This window comes from Microbacterium sp. P5_B6 (assembly GCF_056400345.1).
In genome coordinates this window covers 118,252-134,402 of sequence record NZ_JBFULL010000006.1, presented here as the reverse complement: position 1 = coordinate 134,402, position 16,151 = coordinate 118,252, and the positions used below count along the sequence as shown (strand labels likewise).

At 65.8% G+C, this 16,151-nt stretch carries 15 protein-coding genes; 12 read left to right on the top strand and 3 right to left on the bottom strand.

Features of this window, described 5'->3' with window-relative positions; translation table 11 throughout:
• The first annotated feature begins 1 nt into the window (after position 1).
• The 5 genes from AC1DP3_RS10020 to AC1DP3_RS10000 all read left to right on the top strand — a co-directional run bounded on the left by AC1DP3_RS10020 (position 2) and on the right by AC1DP3_RS10000 (position 5,220).
• The gene (locus AC1DP3_RS10020) at positions 2-859 is read left to right on the top strand and encodes a nucleotidyltransferase family protein (protein ID WP_477293022.1); all 858 of its coding nucleotides are present in this window, start codon (positions 2-4) and stop codon (positions 857-859) included.
• A complete protein-coding gene (locus AC1DP3_RS10015; protein WP_477293021.1) occupies positions 856-1,119 on the top strand; it encodes a PqqD family protein in 264 nt (87 codons plus the stop codon). The genes AC1DP3_RS10020 and AC1DP3_RS10015 overlap by 4 nt, the downstream gene beginning before the upstream one ends.
• 46 nt (positions 1,120-1,165) lie before the next feature.
• Positions 1,166-2,554, top strand: coding sequence for an O-antigen ligase family protein (locus AC1DP3_RS10010; RefSeq protein ID WP_477293020.1), 1,389 nt, complete (start codon positions 1,166-1,168; stop codon positions 2,552-2,554).
• A gap of 88 nt (positions 2,555-2,642) precedes the next feature.
• Positions 2,643-4,169 (top strand): tyrosine-protein kinase domain-containing protein, encoded by a 1,527-nt coding sequence (locus AC1DP3_RS10005; RefSeq protein WP_477293019.1) that lies wholly within the window; start codon positions 2,643-2,645, stop codon positions 4,167-4,169.
• A gap of 4 nt (positions 4,170-4,173) precedes the next feature.
• Positions 4,174-5,220, top strand: a complete 1,047-nt coding sequence (locus AC1DP3_RS10000) for a glycosyltransferase family A protein (protein ID WP_477293018.1) — start codon at positions 4,174-4,176, stop codon at positions 5,218-5,220.
• Positions 5,221-5,327: 107 nt separating this feature from the next.
• Here the strand turns inward: AC1DP3_RS10000 and AC1DP3_RS09995 are convergent, their stop codons facing one another.
• Positions 5,328-6,299: a rhamnan synthesis F family protein gene (locus AC1DP3_RS09995; RefSeq protein ID WP_477293017.1), complete on the bottom strand. Its 972-nt coding sequence runs from the start codon at positions 6,297-6,299 to the stop codon at positions 5,328-5,330.
• Positions 6,300-6,551: 252 nt separating this feature from the next.
• On the opposite strand from AC1DP3_RS09995, the gene AC1DP3_RS09990 reads away from it, so the two are divergent.
• The 4 genes from AC1DP3_RS09990 (at position 6,552) to AC1DP3_RS09975 (ending at position 10,340) form a co-directional block, all read left to right on the top strand.
• Positions 6,552-7,268: a hypothetical protein gene (locus AC1DP3_RS09990; protein WP_477293016.1), complete on the top strand. Its 717-nt coding sequence runs from the start codon at positions 6,552-6,554 to the stop codon at positions 7,266-7,268.
• A gap of 81 nt (positions 7,269-7,349) precedes the next feature.
• Positions 7,350-8,426, top strand: a complete 1,077-nt coding sequence (locus AC1DP3_RS09985) for a glycosyltransferase WbsX family protein (protein WP_477293015.1) — start codon at positions 7,350-7,352, stop codon at positions 8,424-8,426.
• Positions 8,423-9,481 (top strand): glycosyltransferase family 4 protein, encoded by a 1,059-nt coding sequence (locus AC1DP3_RS09980; protein ID WP_477293014.1) that lies wholly within the window; start codon positions 8,423-8,425, stop codon positions 9,479-9,481. Before AC1DP3_RS09985 ends, AC1DP3_RS09980 begins: the two co-directional genes overlap by 4 nt.
• A gap of 4 nt (positions 9,482-9,485) precedes the next feature.
• Positions 9,486-10,340 carry a hypothetical protein gene (locus tag AC1DP3_RS09975; RefSeq protein WP_477293013.1) on the top strand — a complete coding sequence of 285 codons (855 nt, stop codon included), beginning with the start codon at positions 9,486-9,488 and terminating at the stop codon, positions 10,338-10,340.
• On the opposite strand, the gene AC1DP3_RS09970 is transcribed toward AC1DP3_RS09975, so the two are convergent.
• Positions 10,341-11,246: a glycosyltransferase family 2 protein gene (locus AC1DP3_RS09970; RefSeq protein ID WP_477293012.1), complete on the bottom strand. Its 906-nt coding sequence runs from the start codon at positions 11,244-11,246 to the stop codon at positions 10,341-10,343. It abuts the gene before it with no gap.
• Between the two features lie 130 nt (positions 11,247-11,376).
• On the opposite strand from AC1DP3_RS09970, the gene AC1DP3_RS09965 reads away from it, so the two are divergent.
• Positions 11,377-12,318 (top strand): glycosyltransferase family 2 protein, encoded by a 942-nt coding sequence (locus AC1DP3_RS09965; protein ID WP_477293011.1) that lies wholly within the window; start codon positions 11,377-11,379, stop codon positions 12,316-12,318.
• Positions 12,319-12,438: 120 nt separating this feature from the next.
• On the top strand, positions 12,439-13,194 hold the full coding sequence (locus AC1DP3_RS09960) for an alpha-1,2-fucosyltransferase (RefSeq protein WP_477293010.1): 756 nt from the start codon (positions 12,439-12,441) through the stop codon (positions 13,192-13,194).
• A gap of 59 nt (positions 13,195-13,253) precedes the next feature.
• Here the strand turns inward: AC1DP3_RS09960 and AC1DP3_RS09955 are convergent, their stop codons facing one another.
• Complete coding sequence (locus AC1DP3_RS09955; RefSeq protein WP_477293009.1) at positions 13,254-15,065, bottom strand: ABC transporter ATP-binding protein; 1,812 nt, start codon at positions 15,063-15,065, stop codon at positions 13,254-13,256.
• A gap of 281 nt (positions 15,066-15,346) precedes the next feature.
• Here AC1DP3_RS09955 and AC1DP3_RS09950 point away from each other — a divergent pair, with 281 nt between their 5' ends.
• Positions 15,347-16,120, top strand: coding sequence for a hypothetical protein (locus AC1DP3_RS09950; RefSeq protein WP_477293008.1), 774 nt, complete (start codon positions 15,347-15,349; stop codon positions 16,118-16,120).
• Positions 16,121-16,151: the final 31 nt, after the last annotated feature.

The following is a 16,151-nucleotide window of genomic DNA, read 5'->3' as shown; positions in this document are numbered from 1 at the left end:
TGTGTTGGAGGAAGTGGGGGTCCCGCTCGACGTGCGGCTTCGTTTCGGTCGCGCCGCCGTACAGGTGGTCGCCGACCGCATCGGCGCCGACCTGCTCCACATCAAAGGGGATGCCGTCGATCCCTCGCTTCGTCCGATGCACCTGGGCACCGATGTCGACGTCCTGGTTCGACCTGCTGACGTGTCGCGTCTGGATCGCGCGATCCGGCTCGAAGGCTGGAAGCTCTACAGCACCTTCGCCTACGGATCCCCGTTCGGACACGCACAGACCTACCTTCACGACACGTGGGGGTACCTCGACCTCCACCGTGCCTTCCCCGGGATCCGCCTGAACCCCGCAGCTGCCTTCGACGTGCTCGACAGTCATGGGAACGTCATCGATGAACTGGGGGTCGCGTGTCGAGTCCCCGGCATCGATGCGCAGGCGCTCCTGCTTCTCCTGAACGCCGCCCGCGGGAGCGGCAGGGCCAATCGCGATGTCGAATGGATCTGGGATCGCGCGTCGCCCGACGAACGAGAGCGGCTCGTCCGGCTGGCTGATGAGYTGCGCGCACGTGTTGCCCTGGCCGTRGTCACGGGCGATCTGGAGAAGTTCCGCGGATCTCGGGAGTATCGCCTCTGGAAGGCGGTCTCGGAAGGAGGGTCCCGAGGCGCGGAATGGTGGGGGCGCATCCGCGCCGCATCCTCGGTAGGGGAGGCTCTCACCCTCGTCGCGCGTGCCCCTCGCGTTAATGTAGAGCACCTTCGGATCGATCTCGGGCGAGAGCCGACGCGACGAGAGGTGTTCCGGGAGTTCCTGCGCCGGCCGCGTCAGGCTGCCGTCGAGGTGCGCGCGTGGACGCGAAGGCGGGGGTCATGAGCGACCTAACAAGCTTCGATCGGGTCGCCGTCTGGCAGCGCGACGATGCCGTCTATGTTGCGTCGCTGCCTCGTGGGCCGATCACCGTCCTGCGGGGCACCGCCGCCACCATCTGGCTCGCCGTTGATACGGGCCCGCTCGAGGGCGCCGTTGAACGAGTTGCAAAGGTGATGGGGCTGCCGGCGGATGAGATTCGGACGTCGGTCGAAGAGTTCATCGACCGGCTCGTCGCGCAGGGACTGCTCTCACGATCGCACTGAGCACACCTGCGATACTTGACCGATCTGTGCGAAAGGAGCGCTGGCCATGGGCACGAGCGTTCGTGCGCAGATGATGCGCATCCGTCTGGCGGATCTGTGGGCAGACGGGTGGCGATGGACCCTGCTAGCAGGGGGCACGGTCCTGGGCGCGTTCTTCCTGCTCGACCGTGGTGTGCAGAACGGCGTACTGACGGCTGCCGTGGTCGGCGTGCTGGTAATCGGAGCGGTGCTGTCCTTCTCTGAGCCGATGGCGATCGCTCTGATGGCCATGCCCGTGCTCTTCATCGCGGACCGCCTCGGCCTTGGAGGGAGCGGCCTGTCCGCTTCGGACGTGGCACTGGCAGCGGCGTTCGGCACCGCCCTGCTCCTCGGAGACCGTCCCTATAGCCGCCCCCTACGGACGATGCTCGTTCTGAATCTCGTCTATCAKTTCGCTACGGTGTTCACCGTCATCATCCATCCCTATACCGCGAATACTGTCGAGTGGTTCCATGCGTGGCTGCTGATCTCCGGCGCCCTCGTCGTGGGCTGGTCAGTCGCCCGCCGGGGGTACGCGCGCCTAGCTCTGAACCTCATGGTTGGTGCCGCGCTGGTCATCGCCGCCGGCACTCTCGGGACGGGATTGCTGCAGTATACCCACGGCAATTTTGGCGAAGTTTATCCGGCGTGGCCATTCGCCATGCACAAGAACTTCGCTGGGACCCTGATGGCCTTCATGGCGCTGACCGTCTTCGTCAATCCCGATTGGGCCCGCTGGACGAGATCTCTCCGCGCTCCAGTGTTCTGGGTGCTCATCTGCGCGATCGTCATGACCCAATCGCGTCAGGCGATCATTGGGCTCGTGGTGGCGATCATCTTCGTCGTCCTTCGACGAGGAGTCCACGGAACGTCCCGTCTTGCGCTGCTGCTCTTCATCCCAGCGGCCTGGCTGATCACGACGACGGTTATCGATCAGGTGGAGTCGCAGAACAAGTTCAACTCGTTCTTTCAACGGGTCGACTGGGCCAGAGCGGTCTACGCCTTCTGGAAGCAATCGCCGGTGTTCGGTCATGGGCTTCGGTATTGGTACACCGACGTCGCAGTCAGCTTCCAGCCCCCGCAAGCCGAACTCGAAGTCGCGGCGTCGGCTGGCGCACTGGGAGTCATCGGGTTCGCGGCGATGTGGCTCGGGTTCTTCGTGGTGCTGTGGCGCGTCGATCCTCGGTTCGGCACCCTTGCGATCGCGGTCATCGGCAGTCGCATCGTGCAGGCGCAGTTCGACCTGTTCTGGGTTGCGGCGCAGGTCTCCATCCCGTTCGTGATCGCCGGCATCTGCCTGGGGGCGGAGGCACTTGATGCCGATCGCAGGCGAAGTCACGACGCCGCGTCAGTGCATGACGGGGTCACATCAGGCATCGGCGACGTCGACGCGGTGACAACGAAGGACGCCGTCTGACTCCAGGGCGGCCGTGACATACGATGGAGCCACTTCTCGGGCGACGTTGCGGCACCCGAATCCGAAGACTCACACCACTGGAGGGCCCATGGAGCTGCGGGAGTACGTTCGCGGCTTGCGCCGCCATTGGTTCGCCGTCCTTCTCATGACCATCGTCGGCCTCGCTGCGGCATACGGTTGGTACCTCCTTCAGACTCCCGTGTACCAGGCCACGGCCATCGGCGTGGTCCAGACTCGAGAGGTCGCCCAGGAGCAGGAACAGAACCAGAACCTCGTCATGGGGCCGCAGTTCGACAGCTTCGCCCGCTCGAAGCTTCCCACCTACATCGACATGGCGACCTGGAGGATCGTCGCCGAGGGTGCCATTGAAACGCTAGGGCTCGATGCAACTCCGAGCGAAGCCGTCTCACGCATCACCATCGAGAATCCCGCAGACACCAACCTGATCCGCATCACGGCCACAGGCGAGTCGCCCGCGGAAGCCGTCGCGCTCGCCGAAACCTGGCTGAAGTCGCTGGCCAGCGCGATCGATGACACCGAGGGCGACGGAACCCCCGGTTCTTCCCCCGTCTCGATCTTCGTGACGCAGTCGGCGATCCTGCCCACAACCCCGATCTTCCCTGATCTCACCACCAGCTTGATCGTCGGAGGAGTCCTCGGCCTTGGCCTGGGCATCGCGTTCGCTCTCATGAGGACGGCATCCGATCGTCGCATCCGTGCTGCGGAAGAAGTGGAGTCGCGCACGGGCCTGCCGGTCGTCGGCACCATCCCGTTCACGAATGCCGGCGACAGTCGTCTCTTCGATTCGTCGACGCCGGCTGATGGGGGAACCCGGTTCGCGGTATCGGAGGCGCTGCGATCGCTGCGTACCAACCTCCAATTCATGGATGTCGACAACCCGCCCCGCGCTATCGTGGTCACGAGCCCCGTCCCCAGCGACGGAAAGTCCACCATCGCCTGCAACCTCGCCGCTGCCCTGTCAGCGAGCGGCAAGCCCGTCGTCCTCGTCGACGGCGACCTGCGGCGGTCGACGGTGGCCAAGACCATGGGGCTGCCTGGTGGTGCCGGCCTGAGTGATGTCCTGTCGGGCCGGGCGGAGATCGCCGATGTGCTGCAGCGGACCCCCCGATACGAAAACCTCTTCGTGCTCACGGCGGGAAGCACTCCGCCGAACCCCAGCGAGGTGCTCGGGTCCGAGCGCATGCATAAGCTCATACAGGACCTGGCCAAGCATGCGACCGTGATCATCGATGCCCCGCCGCTGCTGCCAGTCACCGACGGCGCAGTGCTGACCCATCAGGCCGACGGAGCGCTTGTGGTCGTCAGCCTGGGCAGGACCACCTACGACCTTTTGGAGAAGTCGCTCGACACGATCTCGAAGGCCGGGGGTCGGGCGCTGGGCGTGGTGCTGAACAAGGCCCCGATCAAGGGTGTCGACTCGTCCGCCTACTCCTACGAGTACCGGCGCGAGTACCGCCCGGTCGGCGGCACAGTGGATGACGCTCCCCTCGCGGACCCGGCATCCACACTCGAAGGGGTATTCGCGGACCCAGGTGCTCCGGAGCCCCCGCGGTCGAAGGAGAAGGTGCCCGGCCATCGCGTCCGGCGGAGCTGAACGCGTGGTGGAAGTCGATACCCCGGCGGTCGCCCGACGGGTCTCCGTCGTCGTCCCCCTCTTCAACGGTGCGGACCACATCAGCGAGACGCTGACATCCATCCAGCGACAGACGCTCGCGCCGTCCCAGGTGATCGTGATCGACGACGGGTCCACCGACAACGGCGCCCAGATCGCGCGCGCACATCCGCTCGGCCCGACGGTCGTCTCGCAGACCAACCTCGGGGTGGCAGTCGCGCGCAATCACGGCCTCAGCCTTGTCACTGGCGACTGGGTGGCCTTCCTCGACCAGGACGATCTGTGGCACCCCGAGCACCTCCAGCGCGTCGTATCGTGGCTCGGCCAGCATCCCGACGTCCGCATCGCGATCGTGCATGAGACGGCGTTCTCCACGATCGAGGAGGCCGACCGCCTGCGCGAGATGGACGAGTTGGCCGGCGCGTGGGCGAGCGTCCGGGTGGAACGCGAGAACGCGTTATCCGCGCTCGTGAATGCCGTGGATGCCGTGGATGCCGCGGGGAAAGGCGACGTCGAAGTCCACGACGTGCGGGCCATGCTCCGGGGGCCCGTTTCGGTGACGACCAGCTTCTTGTCGGATCCCACCCTGCTGCGCCTGGCGGGTGGCTTTGCTCCTCACGCTCCTGCAATGGACGACTACTGGCTGCTGGTCAACGTCGCGCGTCTCGAGCCGATTCATCATCTGCCGCAGTCCACGGTCTTCTATCGAGTGCACACCCGGGCGACATCGCGCACCACCCGACTTGGAATGCCCTTCCTCTCCTCTGCAGTCGCACTGCGGCTCGGGGGAGGCTTGATCCCGATCGCAGAGGGGTTAGGAGGACATCTGGGCGGCGACCTGCATCGGCACTTGCTCTACGAGCTTTTCGCAGCGCCGGAATACCGTGACCGTCCGTTCCGCAGAGCAGTGGACGATCTCGCTCGGTTGCTGTGGCCGCCGTCAGGGATGCGGCGCGAACGCGTTCGCGCCCACGTCGCCGCCCGGTTCCCGGGCCTGCGAAACGTTGCCCGCAAGCTTCGCCCCCGCATCTGAGGCCCACTCATCATTCGCAGTCCCGACCCGGTCCTCGACGCTGTCCAATCCGCACTGGCGCAGCACTGAGCGCGGCCAGCCGGACCGCCTTCGAGTCACAGGGTCGCCTATTTCCCTCTTACTGGGCGCGGGAGTCGGTAGCGCACGCAACCCGCCTCGACGCGCTGCGCCCTCTCCCAGCGATCGCCGTAGAACACATCCACTCGCCGCAGGTAATCGCGCACCCCGTCGAACTCGAGAGGATAGCGCGCCTCGAAGGCCGACAGCAGAGCCCGAGTGTCAAGTTCATAAGGGTCATCCCGCAATGTGGAGAGCTTCACCGAGGGCAGGCGCGGGGGCGAACCCAACGCGCGGTCGGCGAGTGCCGCGGCCGCATTCCACTCCGGTGCTCGAGCATGCGCGAACACGCGTTTGGTCCACCCCGCGAGCTTCCTCCAGCGTCGCTCGGAGAGGAAAAGCGCGCCCGCCCGATGGTCGACCCGCGCCGCACCGATCAGTCGGTCGTAGTACGACGGGCGGAAGTAGGACTCCAGACGAAGCCCGGCGGCGCGCAGGTCGGTCGAGAGCCCCACCTCGTACCGCGTGATCACTTCATMACGGCTGTCCAGCGTCCGAAGAGCAGCCCAGAACGCGCGGAATGCTGTGGAGTCGCAGGCCTTTCGACCGAACACCAGGAAGTACGACTGAAGGTGCGGCGAGAACCCGTACCCGGGCGTCAGCCCCCACACGTCGGCTCTACGGCGATCCATCCGCGCGAACATGTACCGGAGATCCTCGAGCGGGAGTACCGCACTGTCATTCAAAAGGATCAGGGTGGTCAGCCCATCGAGACCGATGTGCTCCAGCCCAGCTCGGTAGCTGGCGAAGTCATGGCCGACGTTGCGGCGGTCGAGGAGTTCAGCGTGCCCACGAAGCCATGAGCGGCTGCCCTCTGTGAGTTCCGATGTCGAGACGACGAGAACGCGGTCGACGACGGCGCCGATCGCGAGGATGGTTCGTCGCACGTGCGGGGCGACCTCGCCGTGCGGGTCGAAGTGAGCCAGAACGGCAACACGGGACATCCGCTCCGCACCCGTCACGCCTTGACAATACCGCGCGTGCTCCGCGCTGTTCGCTCGAGATGCAAGCTGGGGAAGCTCGGACCGGCTTGAGCCGTCGCCACTGCCACCCACGGAGCCAACTAGCATCAGACAGGGCGCGCACCAGCGAGATTGCAGAACGTGGGAGTCTGCCGATTGAAAGGTCGGCGCTGCGGTCGCTCTCAACCTGKAGGAATCGTGCGGCATCGCCGGATCATGTCGTTGCATTGGGAAAACATCGACCCTGCAATAGTGCGCGAGCAGGCAGAGGTATTCCGGCATCTCGGATACGAGATCGAGCAGGTCGAGTCCACGGGGCTCCACCACGGAGACTTCCTCGACCAAAGCATGAGCAGTCTGGGAGCGGATGACAGCGCGCTCTTCGTCGACATCGACTGCATACCCTTGAACTCAGGGATCATCGATCGGGCATTCGCCGCGGCAGAAGCCGGCGGCATCCTTGGCTGTGCCCAGGCAAGCGCACACGTCGACTCCGACCGCATCTACACCGGCCCCATGTTCCTAGCTGTGGCTCGCTCCACTTGGGACAGGATCGGGCAGCCGAGCTTCGGCTCGTCACCAACCAGCGATCCGGCGCAGGACGTTCATGACGCGGCCGTACGCGAGGGCGTCCACATCGAATACCTGGAGCCGTGGGCCACAGCACTTCCGCAGTGGCGCCTCGGCGCAGAGGGCCTCTTCGGCTTCGGCACGTTTTATCGCGGGGGCGTGTTCCACCTGTTCCAGTCGCGAGACAGCCAGTACTCGTTCCTCCTTCACGAAATCGCAGCTGATGTGATCGCGGATCGTGAGCCGGACGTTCTCGCCTACTGCCGACGCGCGCTGGATGCGTACGCGCGAAACTGGAATCGTCCGTCCGAACGCTTGGCAAGGCTGAAGTCGCGCGTCAGGCTGAGATCGCGATTGCGGGCTTGGTCGGGCCGCAGGGGATCAGACGCGGCCGACTAGCATGAAGAGGCCGGCGAGGCACCGGACGTCCTTCCGGTTCACCTTCCGCCGTCCCGAGCCCACGAGAACTGCGAGCTGGAGATGACCACCGAGCCCCTCGCCGCCCGCGCACTCGCCTTCTACCTCCCGCAGTACTTCCCCATTCCCGAGAACGACGAGTGGTGGGGGCCCGGCTTCACCGAGTGGACGAACGTGGCGAGGGCGAAGTCCCTCTTCCGCGGCCACGAGCAGCCGATGCTTCCCGCCGATCTCGGCTTCTACGATCTGCGGGTTCCCGAGACGCGACACGCGCAGGCCGAGCTCGCGCGTCGCTATGGCGTCGAAGCCTTCGTCTACTGGCACTACTGGTTCGGAGAGGGCGACCGTATCCTCGATCGCCCATTCCGCGAGGTGCTCACCAGCGGCGAGCCCGACGTCAGGTTCGCCCTCGCTTGGGCGAATCAGACATGGACCGGCACCTGGCATGGCGCGCCGGACCGCGTCCTGAAGGAACAGCGATATCCGGGGCCCGAGGACGACGAGGTCCATTTCCAGGCGGTCCTCCCAGCCTTTCGGGACGAACGGTACGTGCGGGTCCACGGAAAACCCCTGTTCTACGTGTTCCGGCCAGAGGAACTCCCCGATGCGCGTGCTTTCGTCGACAGATGGCAGGCCATGGYGCGCCGCGCCGGACTCGACGGACTGTACCTCGTCGCGGAGGTCAGCGACCTGCTCGGCCGCGGTCCGCGCTACACCAGCGCTGATGCCGACGGCTTCGATGCGGCGGCGTACATGCGGCTCCCAGTGGAAGTCAATCGTGCGACGACGCTCAGGATGCGGGCGCGGCGAAAACTTCGCGGTGGCCCCGAGGTGTGGCCCTACTCGGACGCGGTGATCGATTCGTACCCTCGGGGGACAAGCATCCAGCCCTGCGTGTATCCGAACTGGGACAACACGCCACGGGCGGGCCGGCGGGGCCTCGCCGTCACGGGGGCCGCCCCCGATCGTTTCGAGCGGAATGTGCGGGCCGCTGTGGCGCAGCTTGCGGACCGTCCGCACGAGGAGCGTCTCCTGTGGGTCAAGTCGTGGAACGAGTGGGCTGAGGGAAACCATCTGGAACCCGATCTTCGGTACGGGCATCGGTGGGGAGATGCCCTTCGATCGGGGCTTGCGCCATGATTGACGAGCGCGCGGCCGGACCCCTGCGCATCGCGATGATCTCGTACTACCTGCCCAGCGAGAGCAAGATCGGGGTCGGGTACCAGGTCGACGCCCTGGCAGACGAGCTATCGCGTCGCGGGCATCACGTCGACGTCTTCAGTCCCTGTCCCCCCGTCGCAGGCGCGCTGTACAACCATGTGCACGTTCCGCTCTCCGGGTCGCTTCGCACCTTTCGCTTCGCATTCGAGATGCGCCGCCGGGATCTGTCATCGTACGACGTCCTGCACGCCCATGGTGAGGACTACTGGATGTGGCGGCGCCGGGTGCCCATGCACGTCCGCACCCTGCACGGGTCGTGCTTCGAGGAGGCCATCCACATCCGCGGGGTCAAGGAGAAGGCCCGCATGGTCCTGCTCGGCTTCACGGAGATTCTCGCGAGCCTCGTCGCCGACCGCACGGTCCTGATCTCACYGCAGACGCGGCGGTGGACGCCCTGGGTCAGCACCGTGATCCCGAACGGTGTCGACAGGCACCGATTCGCGCCCGGATCCCGGCAGGATGAGCGCCCTGACCCCACTGTTCTGTTTGTGGGCACGTGGCGCGGCCGCAAGCGCGGCGCGGAGCTGGCGACGATCTTCGCAGAGCGGGTGAGGGCCCGTGTCCCTGGCGCTCGGCTCAGGATGGTCACACAGGATGCCCCGGCTGCGCTCCCTGACGGGGTCGCCGTACTCGGTCGCCTCGATGACGACGCACTCGCGGAGGAGTATCGCCGCGCGTGGGTCTTCTGCCTCCCCTCCAGCTACGAGGGATTCGGCATCCCGTATGCCGAGGCGATGACTGCCGGGCTGCCGGTGGTGGCGACCCCCAACCACGGCGCGCAATACGTGACGCATGCCGGCAGATTCGGCATTCTCTCGGCCATGGATGACATCGATACGCCGATCGTGCGGCTTCTGCAGGACCGCGACGAGCGTGAGCAGTGGCGTTCCCGTTCCCTGGAGCGCGCTGCGCTCTTCGACCTCGAACGAGTGGCAGACCAGTACGAGCGCGTTTACCGCGAGCGGCGGGGCTGAGCTCGTGGGCGTCGCCTTGGTGGTGAACACCTATGAACGGACGTATCGGTCCGTCCTCGGGCCCGGCTTCTTCCCGAAGGTGGTCGAGGCCAACCGGCGCCAGTTCGACGAGGTCGTCGCTCTCGTGAACAACGTAGACGACGAGCGAGACGCGCGATCCCGTGCCGAGACTCTCCTCGCGAGGGGCGAGATCACCAGCTACGCATTCGTGGCAGATCACATCGAGGCTGCACTGGAGCGGGCAGGGCTCACCGGCCGGTCGCTCCGTCGGCATCCGTATCTGCTGGACTATGGCCTCGTCATGCCGCACGTCTGCACCTCCGAGTGGCTTCTCGGCTGGGATGCGGAGACCGAGCTCGCGATGCCGGCGAACTGGGTCGACCCGGGGATCGAACTCCTGGAGAAGCATCCCCAGTTCTTTCACACGTCCCTTGCCTGGCCAGGCTTGAGAGCCGACGAGCGGGGCTTCGAGGGCGAAGAGGTCGGAAGGATCGGTGACTACAGCATCAACTGGGGGTTCAGCGACCAGCTCTTCCTGCTGCGTCGCGCCGATCTCATCGGCCGGATCTACCGTCGTTTTGCACCGATGGCGGCCGCTCGACATGCCCCGCACCCGACCACATTCGAATATCGGGTGGAGGCCAATCAGCGTGCGACGCGCAGGCCCAGAGCGACGCTGACCACCGTCCATTACAAGACACACGACGTCCCCGGTGGTGTCCTCGGGAGGGTCGGGTCAACGAGGTTCGAGTACGAGCGGATGCGAGCGCTCTACCGCCTGGAGTATTACCTGCTCAAGCGCCTGCCGAAAGGCGCCGGCCCTCGGTGGTCCAATTCGGCTCCCGTGTCGCGAGGCTGATCACGCCGCTTCGCGCCGCGCCTGTCGGCGTCGACGGACGGCATGAAGCGACGCAATGGGCAGGGTGAAGACGCCCCAGGCGGCGACCCGGGCTGCGTAGCCCACCTCCCGCCGTCGTACGGCGGAGATCAGGTCACCGAGATTCTGGTCGGCAGAGGTCGACACGATTGTCCGTCGTCGAGCGCGCAGCAATGCGATTCGCTCAGTGTCGCCCTCGCGCTTCGCGGTTCGCAGCATCTCGCCAATCGACCGCATCCCTGCCCGGCGGCCGGCCAAACTTCGCCGGGTGACGTTGGAGGCGTGGCGTCGATAAGAGACGAGCGCCCGGTCCACGGGCACGAATTCCCCCTCGAGCAGAAGACGGGCGATGAGGTCGTTGTCCTCCGAAGGTTCCATCAATGTCCGGCATCCCCCCACGGCGAGGTACGCGTCCCGGCGGACGAGCAGCGTGGTGATCTTCGGTGATGCGACCCGGCCGCAGAGCATCTCGTTGTTCGACGCAGTCGGCGCTCCCCACGGCTCGCCGATCGGCCGGCCGTCCGCATCGATGTACTCGCCGCCGGTGAAGCACGCGAGCGCGCGCGGGGCGCTCGCCAGCGCAGCCAGCTGGGCGCGAAGTCGGTCTGGATGCCAGAGGTCGTCGTCGTCGAGGAATGCGATCCACTCGGAATCGACCTGGCGCACGCCGGCGTTGCGTGCCGCGGCAATCCCGGACGGCTCTTGCCGGTAGTACCGCAGCCCGAGTTCTCGCGCGACCTCTTCCAGCCCCGGCGCCGGCGAGCCGTCATCAACGAGGAGGACGTCCGATGCCTCGAGAGTCTGAGCCTGCAGAGAGGCGACGGACTCCGCCAGGTAGGGTCCGCCGCGGTTCGTCGGGATGATCACGCTGATGGTCGGCCGTCCCACACGCTCTCCCCAAGGCTGCCGCATCGTCCACCGGAGGACGGGCTCGATCAGTTTAGACTGGCGCGGATCGGGCATCTCGTGCCGTCACCCGACCCTCCGCGGGAATTCGAGTGATCCCAGAACGGACCGCATGACAACCCACAGCATCTGCATCGTGACGTACGAGCGCCCGGATTTCGTGCTTCGGTGCCTGACGTCGCTCAAGGAGAACGTCACGCCCGATACTGAGATCGTCGTCGTAGATGCCTCGGCCGCCGGTACGCCCGCGATGGTCGAGGCGTATTTCCCCTCCGCAGCATACGTGCATGCGCCGCAGCTGGCCGGCTGGATGACCCGCTCGCGCAACGAAGGACTTCGCCACGTCGGAGGTGACATCGTCAGCTTCATCGACGATGACGTCGTGATCTCGACCACCTGGCAGTCTGCGCTCCTCAGCGCCTTTGCAGATCCGACGGTGACTGCTGTCGCTGGCCGCACCCGCAATCTGCAGCCCGGTGAAGATTCGTACGATCAGCCCATCGGCCGCCTCCTTGCGGACGGGTCCCTCACAGAGGGCTTCGCCTCGCTGCCGAGCGGGGTCACGGATGTCGATCACGGCATCGGCGCCAACATGTCGTTCCGCCGGTCCATGTTGGCTCTGCTCGGAGGCTTCCGGGACGACTACCCCGGCACCGCCATGCGCGAAGACACCGACATGTTCCTGCGTGTCAAACGCGCCGGGGGCAGGGCCATCTTCGTACCGGATGCCGTCGTGGACCATCTTCCCGGACCCCATATCAAGGGCCGGCGGTTCGACACGCGCTACAAGCTTTACGCGCGGCGGAATCATATGGTGCTCCTCGCCCGAGACGGCGGCATCGGCTCCCCCGGCCTTCGCCGCTGGATCAGGCGTGAGTTTCGTACCGTCGGGGAGGTGAGGGGGTTGCGGCGCAAAGTGCAGCGCTTCGGCGTCACCTCGATCGGCGTCGCCTGGGGCGCCGCTGCCATGGCCCGCCACGCTCGGTGGGGACCCACTCCGCCAGTTCGAGAGGACGACGCCGGCAACGAGTTGCGTGCTCTGCTCTCCCGCTAGCAGAGAAGGAGCTTCCGCCCGCACTAGGGTGAGCCGATGGATGCACGACGATTCCCCGCTCGCGTTGCGCGGCATGTCGCTTGGCGCGTCGGACGAATCACAACGACCACAGCCGACGCTATGCGGCGTGGTGACCGGACGCTCATCACGACACCGCAGGCCGGGCTCCGGTTCGGCAACTGGCTCTATCTATGGCTGGATGCCCATCAACGCACCGCCGCGGGGGAGCCCACGGTCATTCTGCAAGCACCGGGAATGGACGTGTGGCTCGATGCCTTCCCCGCCCTCCGAGGCTTGACCGTCTCTCGCGAATTCATTCGGTTCCATGATCGCCGGGACTGGGACATCGAAACGTCGTGGAAGCAGCGATTTGGCTTGGACTTCACGAGGGAGTCCCTGGACGCCTTCATCTCCGACTGCCTCGCCCCGTACATCGCCCGCGATGACAGCGGGATGCTCGTGATCAACATCCGACGCGGGGACTACTACAGCGACCAGAACCACCGCTCGCGGTATGGGTTCGACCAGCACGGCTACCTGCAGGACGCCCTTATGAGGGTGGGATTCGCCGACCGCACGCTGATCGTGTCGGATGACCCTGAATGGTGCCGAGCGAACCTCCTCGAGATGGTGGAAGCGGCCTCCCGCACCGTGGATTTCGCCGAGCGCGAGCCCGTATCGAATTTCACTGCCGTTGCCGGCGCCAGCCGAATCATCGGCACCAACTCCACCTTCTCCTACTGGGGTGCCTACGTGTCAGGGGTCCTGCACACGTCGCCCCTCGTCGTCATGCCGCGATTCCATGGCCGGTTGCCGCAGGGGTCGGATGCGTATCAGCTCGACCCCCGATGGATCGCCATTGACGGGTACTCCTGAGCGATAGAAAGCACCTCGCCAAGTGAGGCGCGTGTCGGCGCCATCCTTGCGTTCCGGTCTCAGTGCAGGTCGCCGAGCTCCACGAGCCTCGCGAACTCGAGGTTTTGATCGCGGAGCTCGGAGAATGTTCCCTGAGCCCCGATGTGGCCGTCTTGGAGGAACACGAGGTTGTCGGCGTGACGAACGGTCGAGAGTCGATGAGCGACGATGATGATCGTCAAGCTGCCGCTGAGGCCCCTCAATGTTTCGGTGATGTCGCGCTCCGTCACGTTGTCCAGTGCCGAGGTCGCTTCGTCAAGTATGAGCACCGAAGGCTCGCGGTAGAGCGCGCGCGCAAGACCCAGACGCTGACGCTGACCTCCCGAGAGGCGGACGCCACGCTCACCTACGACGGTGTCCAGCCCAGCGGGCAGCTCGGTGACCAAATGGGAGAGCTGGGCCTGTTCGACAGCCTTGCGCACCCGAGTCTCGTCCACCTTGCCGGGTTCCACGCCGAAAGCGATGTTGGCCAGCACGGTGTCATTCGTGAGGAAGACGTCCTGCGGGACGACGCCCAGAGAGGCGTACCAGCTGGCCTTGTCCTCCTGGACGGCGCGGCCGCCGCACGTGATCACACCGGACGTCGCCTCCTGCAGACCGAGGATCAGATCCRGGAGCGTGCTCTTGCCGGCTCCGCTCGACCCCACGAAAGCCGTGGTTCGATTCTGCGGGATGGTGAGCGTCAGGTCGTGGAAGACGGGCTCGGCGGCATCGGGATAGCGGAAGGCGACATGGTCGAGTCTGATGTCCCCGTCGTATCTCGCCGCTGATTGCGGCTGCTCGTCATGGGTGCCGCCTGCGTCCAGTTCTTCCACCACGCCGAGGACGATTCCGAGGCCGACGCTCCCCATCCGGATCGTCCCGAGCGTCGTCGACACGCGGGTGAGCGTCGGCAGCGCCCGCAGTGCGGCGGCGGCGAAGACTCCGAGCACAGTGAAGGCAGTGCCAGGTGTCGAGTTCGCGAAGAGGTAGAGCGAAATTCCGACGATGGCGATCACGAAGAGGATCTCGAGCGAGTAGCGGGGGATCTCCGAGAGGATTCCCATCTCGCGCGTAGCACGGGCCTCACGCATGCGTGAGGCCCGGAAGCCGTTGATGAACATCGATGCACTCGAAGTGAGCCGTGCCTCGCGAAAGCCGTCGAGCGCCGGCATCAGGAACTGCCAAGCCTCGAGGCTCGCCTCCGCCACCTCTTCCCCCAGGTGGGACTGCCGCCGCCGCAGCATCCGCTGCAGGCCGAAGACGAACGCCGCGAACAGAGCCACCGTGAGAAGCGTGACGAGGGGAGCGGTGACCGCCAGCACGGCGATGATCCCCACGAGCATCAGCACGTCGGTGCACATGCCGATGACCGCCAGCAGTACCGACGTCGCCTGCGATACGCCCGCCGTGATGTTCCGATACACCTCGCTCAGTCGGCGTGTGCGATGGTGCGCGTAGGGTGCGAGCACGTAGCGGCTCATGAGCGCCGTCGACACCAGCGCCGAGACCCGCGACGTCTGCCCGAAGAGCCACCAGCGGAACAGGAGAGCGAGCGCGCTCTTACCCACGAACAGAACGGCAATGGCGCTTGCGACCACGGGAATCAGAATGGCGGGATTCTCCGTGCCCACGACGTCCGCGATCACACCGAGTGCTCCGCTGTCCGGGCTCATCCCCGCGAGCAGCTGTGTGAGCGGAATCATCGCGGCGACGCCTAGCATGTCCAGAAAGGCTAGGACGATGGATGCCGCGACGGTGGCAACCGTCCATACTGTGGGGTGAGCACCGGCCAGTCGCAAGAGCTGTCGCAGCTGTCCGATCGTGCTCGGCTCGCGCGGTGCGGTCGACATCTCTCTCACCCTCGGATTCTGCGCCGCCACAGGTCAGGGTCGGGGCACACGTCGTCTAGGGATCATAGATCACCGGCGTGCCGCTTCCCGGTGTCGCCTCGGGAGCTGCCCTACTCTGAAGAGGCTTGTGTCAATCGTGTTACACGGGTTTCATGGCGTGACCGGGCGCGCTATGCTGACACTCGTGTCTGGGGGGTCCCGCTGGGGCGAGGCATGGCTGGGGTGACCCAGCCGATCGATTGAATCCTCCCTCGCATCACGGTTATCACGAAGGGGAACTCGTGTCTGAACTCAATGAGCAAGCAGGTGGCGAGGCGCCGAGCGGCATCAGCCGCCGCACCGTCACGAAGGCCATGGCCTGGGCCGTGCCGGTCATCGCAGTTTCCGCCGCAGTGCCCGCCTACGCGGCGTCACAGGTGAACCTGACCTTCCTCGGCGGGGGTTGCAAACTCCCAGGAAACTCGAACCCGACATACAAGGGCTATGCATTCCTGGTCTCTGTGCAGAACACTTCCAGTGTCCCGGTGACGATCACCATCACGAACTTCACGCTTGACAGCAACTCGCTTGGTACGACCGCACTCGTAAATCTTCCCCCGAGTGKGAACTCGGGCCTGGTCAGGTCCAACCCATTCATCCTTCCCGCCAACACAAGTGTTCCGGCGGCGGCGCTGGTCACCTCTAATGCTCCGAACAGCCAGAACGGTGTTCTCAGCATCACGTACCAGGTGACTGGCCAGGCGCCCATTACCCGGACTGTGACCGTCGGTGACGCGCCGCCGATCAACGGCGCATCGTGCGATACATTCAGCACCGCGCAGAAACTCGTGCTCGCCTCCGCACTCGGCACCACTCCCCCCGCGTGGGCGCCGAACACCCGCTACCAGCTGGGAGACACCGTCGCCCTCGCCGGTGGTTTTGTTACGGCAGTCTCCTTCACAGGGCCCGACGCACCCCTTGCCGGCGACTCGGGTCCCGCCCCGGCCCCCACGCTGCCAGACCCGGGCTTGACCGTGGTCGACAACGAGGTGACCTGGCAGCGCGCTGGCGCCTGACCGTCCCGCTACGGAAAAGGCCCCGCCGCGG

Coding starts and splice junctions, on each gene's coding strand:
- AC1DP3_RS09965 (WP_477293011.1), top strand. CDS start 11,377: ATGACAACCCACAGCATCTGCATCGTGACGTACGAGCGCCCGGATTTC.
- AC1DP3_RS10015 (WP_477293021.1), top strand. CDS start 856: ATGAGCGACCTAACAAGCTTCGATCGGGTCGCCGTCTGGCAGCGCGAC.
- AC1DP3_RS10005 (WP_477293019.1), top strand. CDS start 2,643: ATGGAGCTGCGGGAGTACGTTCGCGGCTTGCGCCGCCATTGGTTCGCC.
- AC1DP3_RS09960 (WP_477293010.1), top strand. CDS start 12,439: ATGCGGCGTGGTGACCGGACGCTCATCACGACACCGCAGGCCGGGCTC.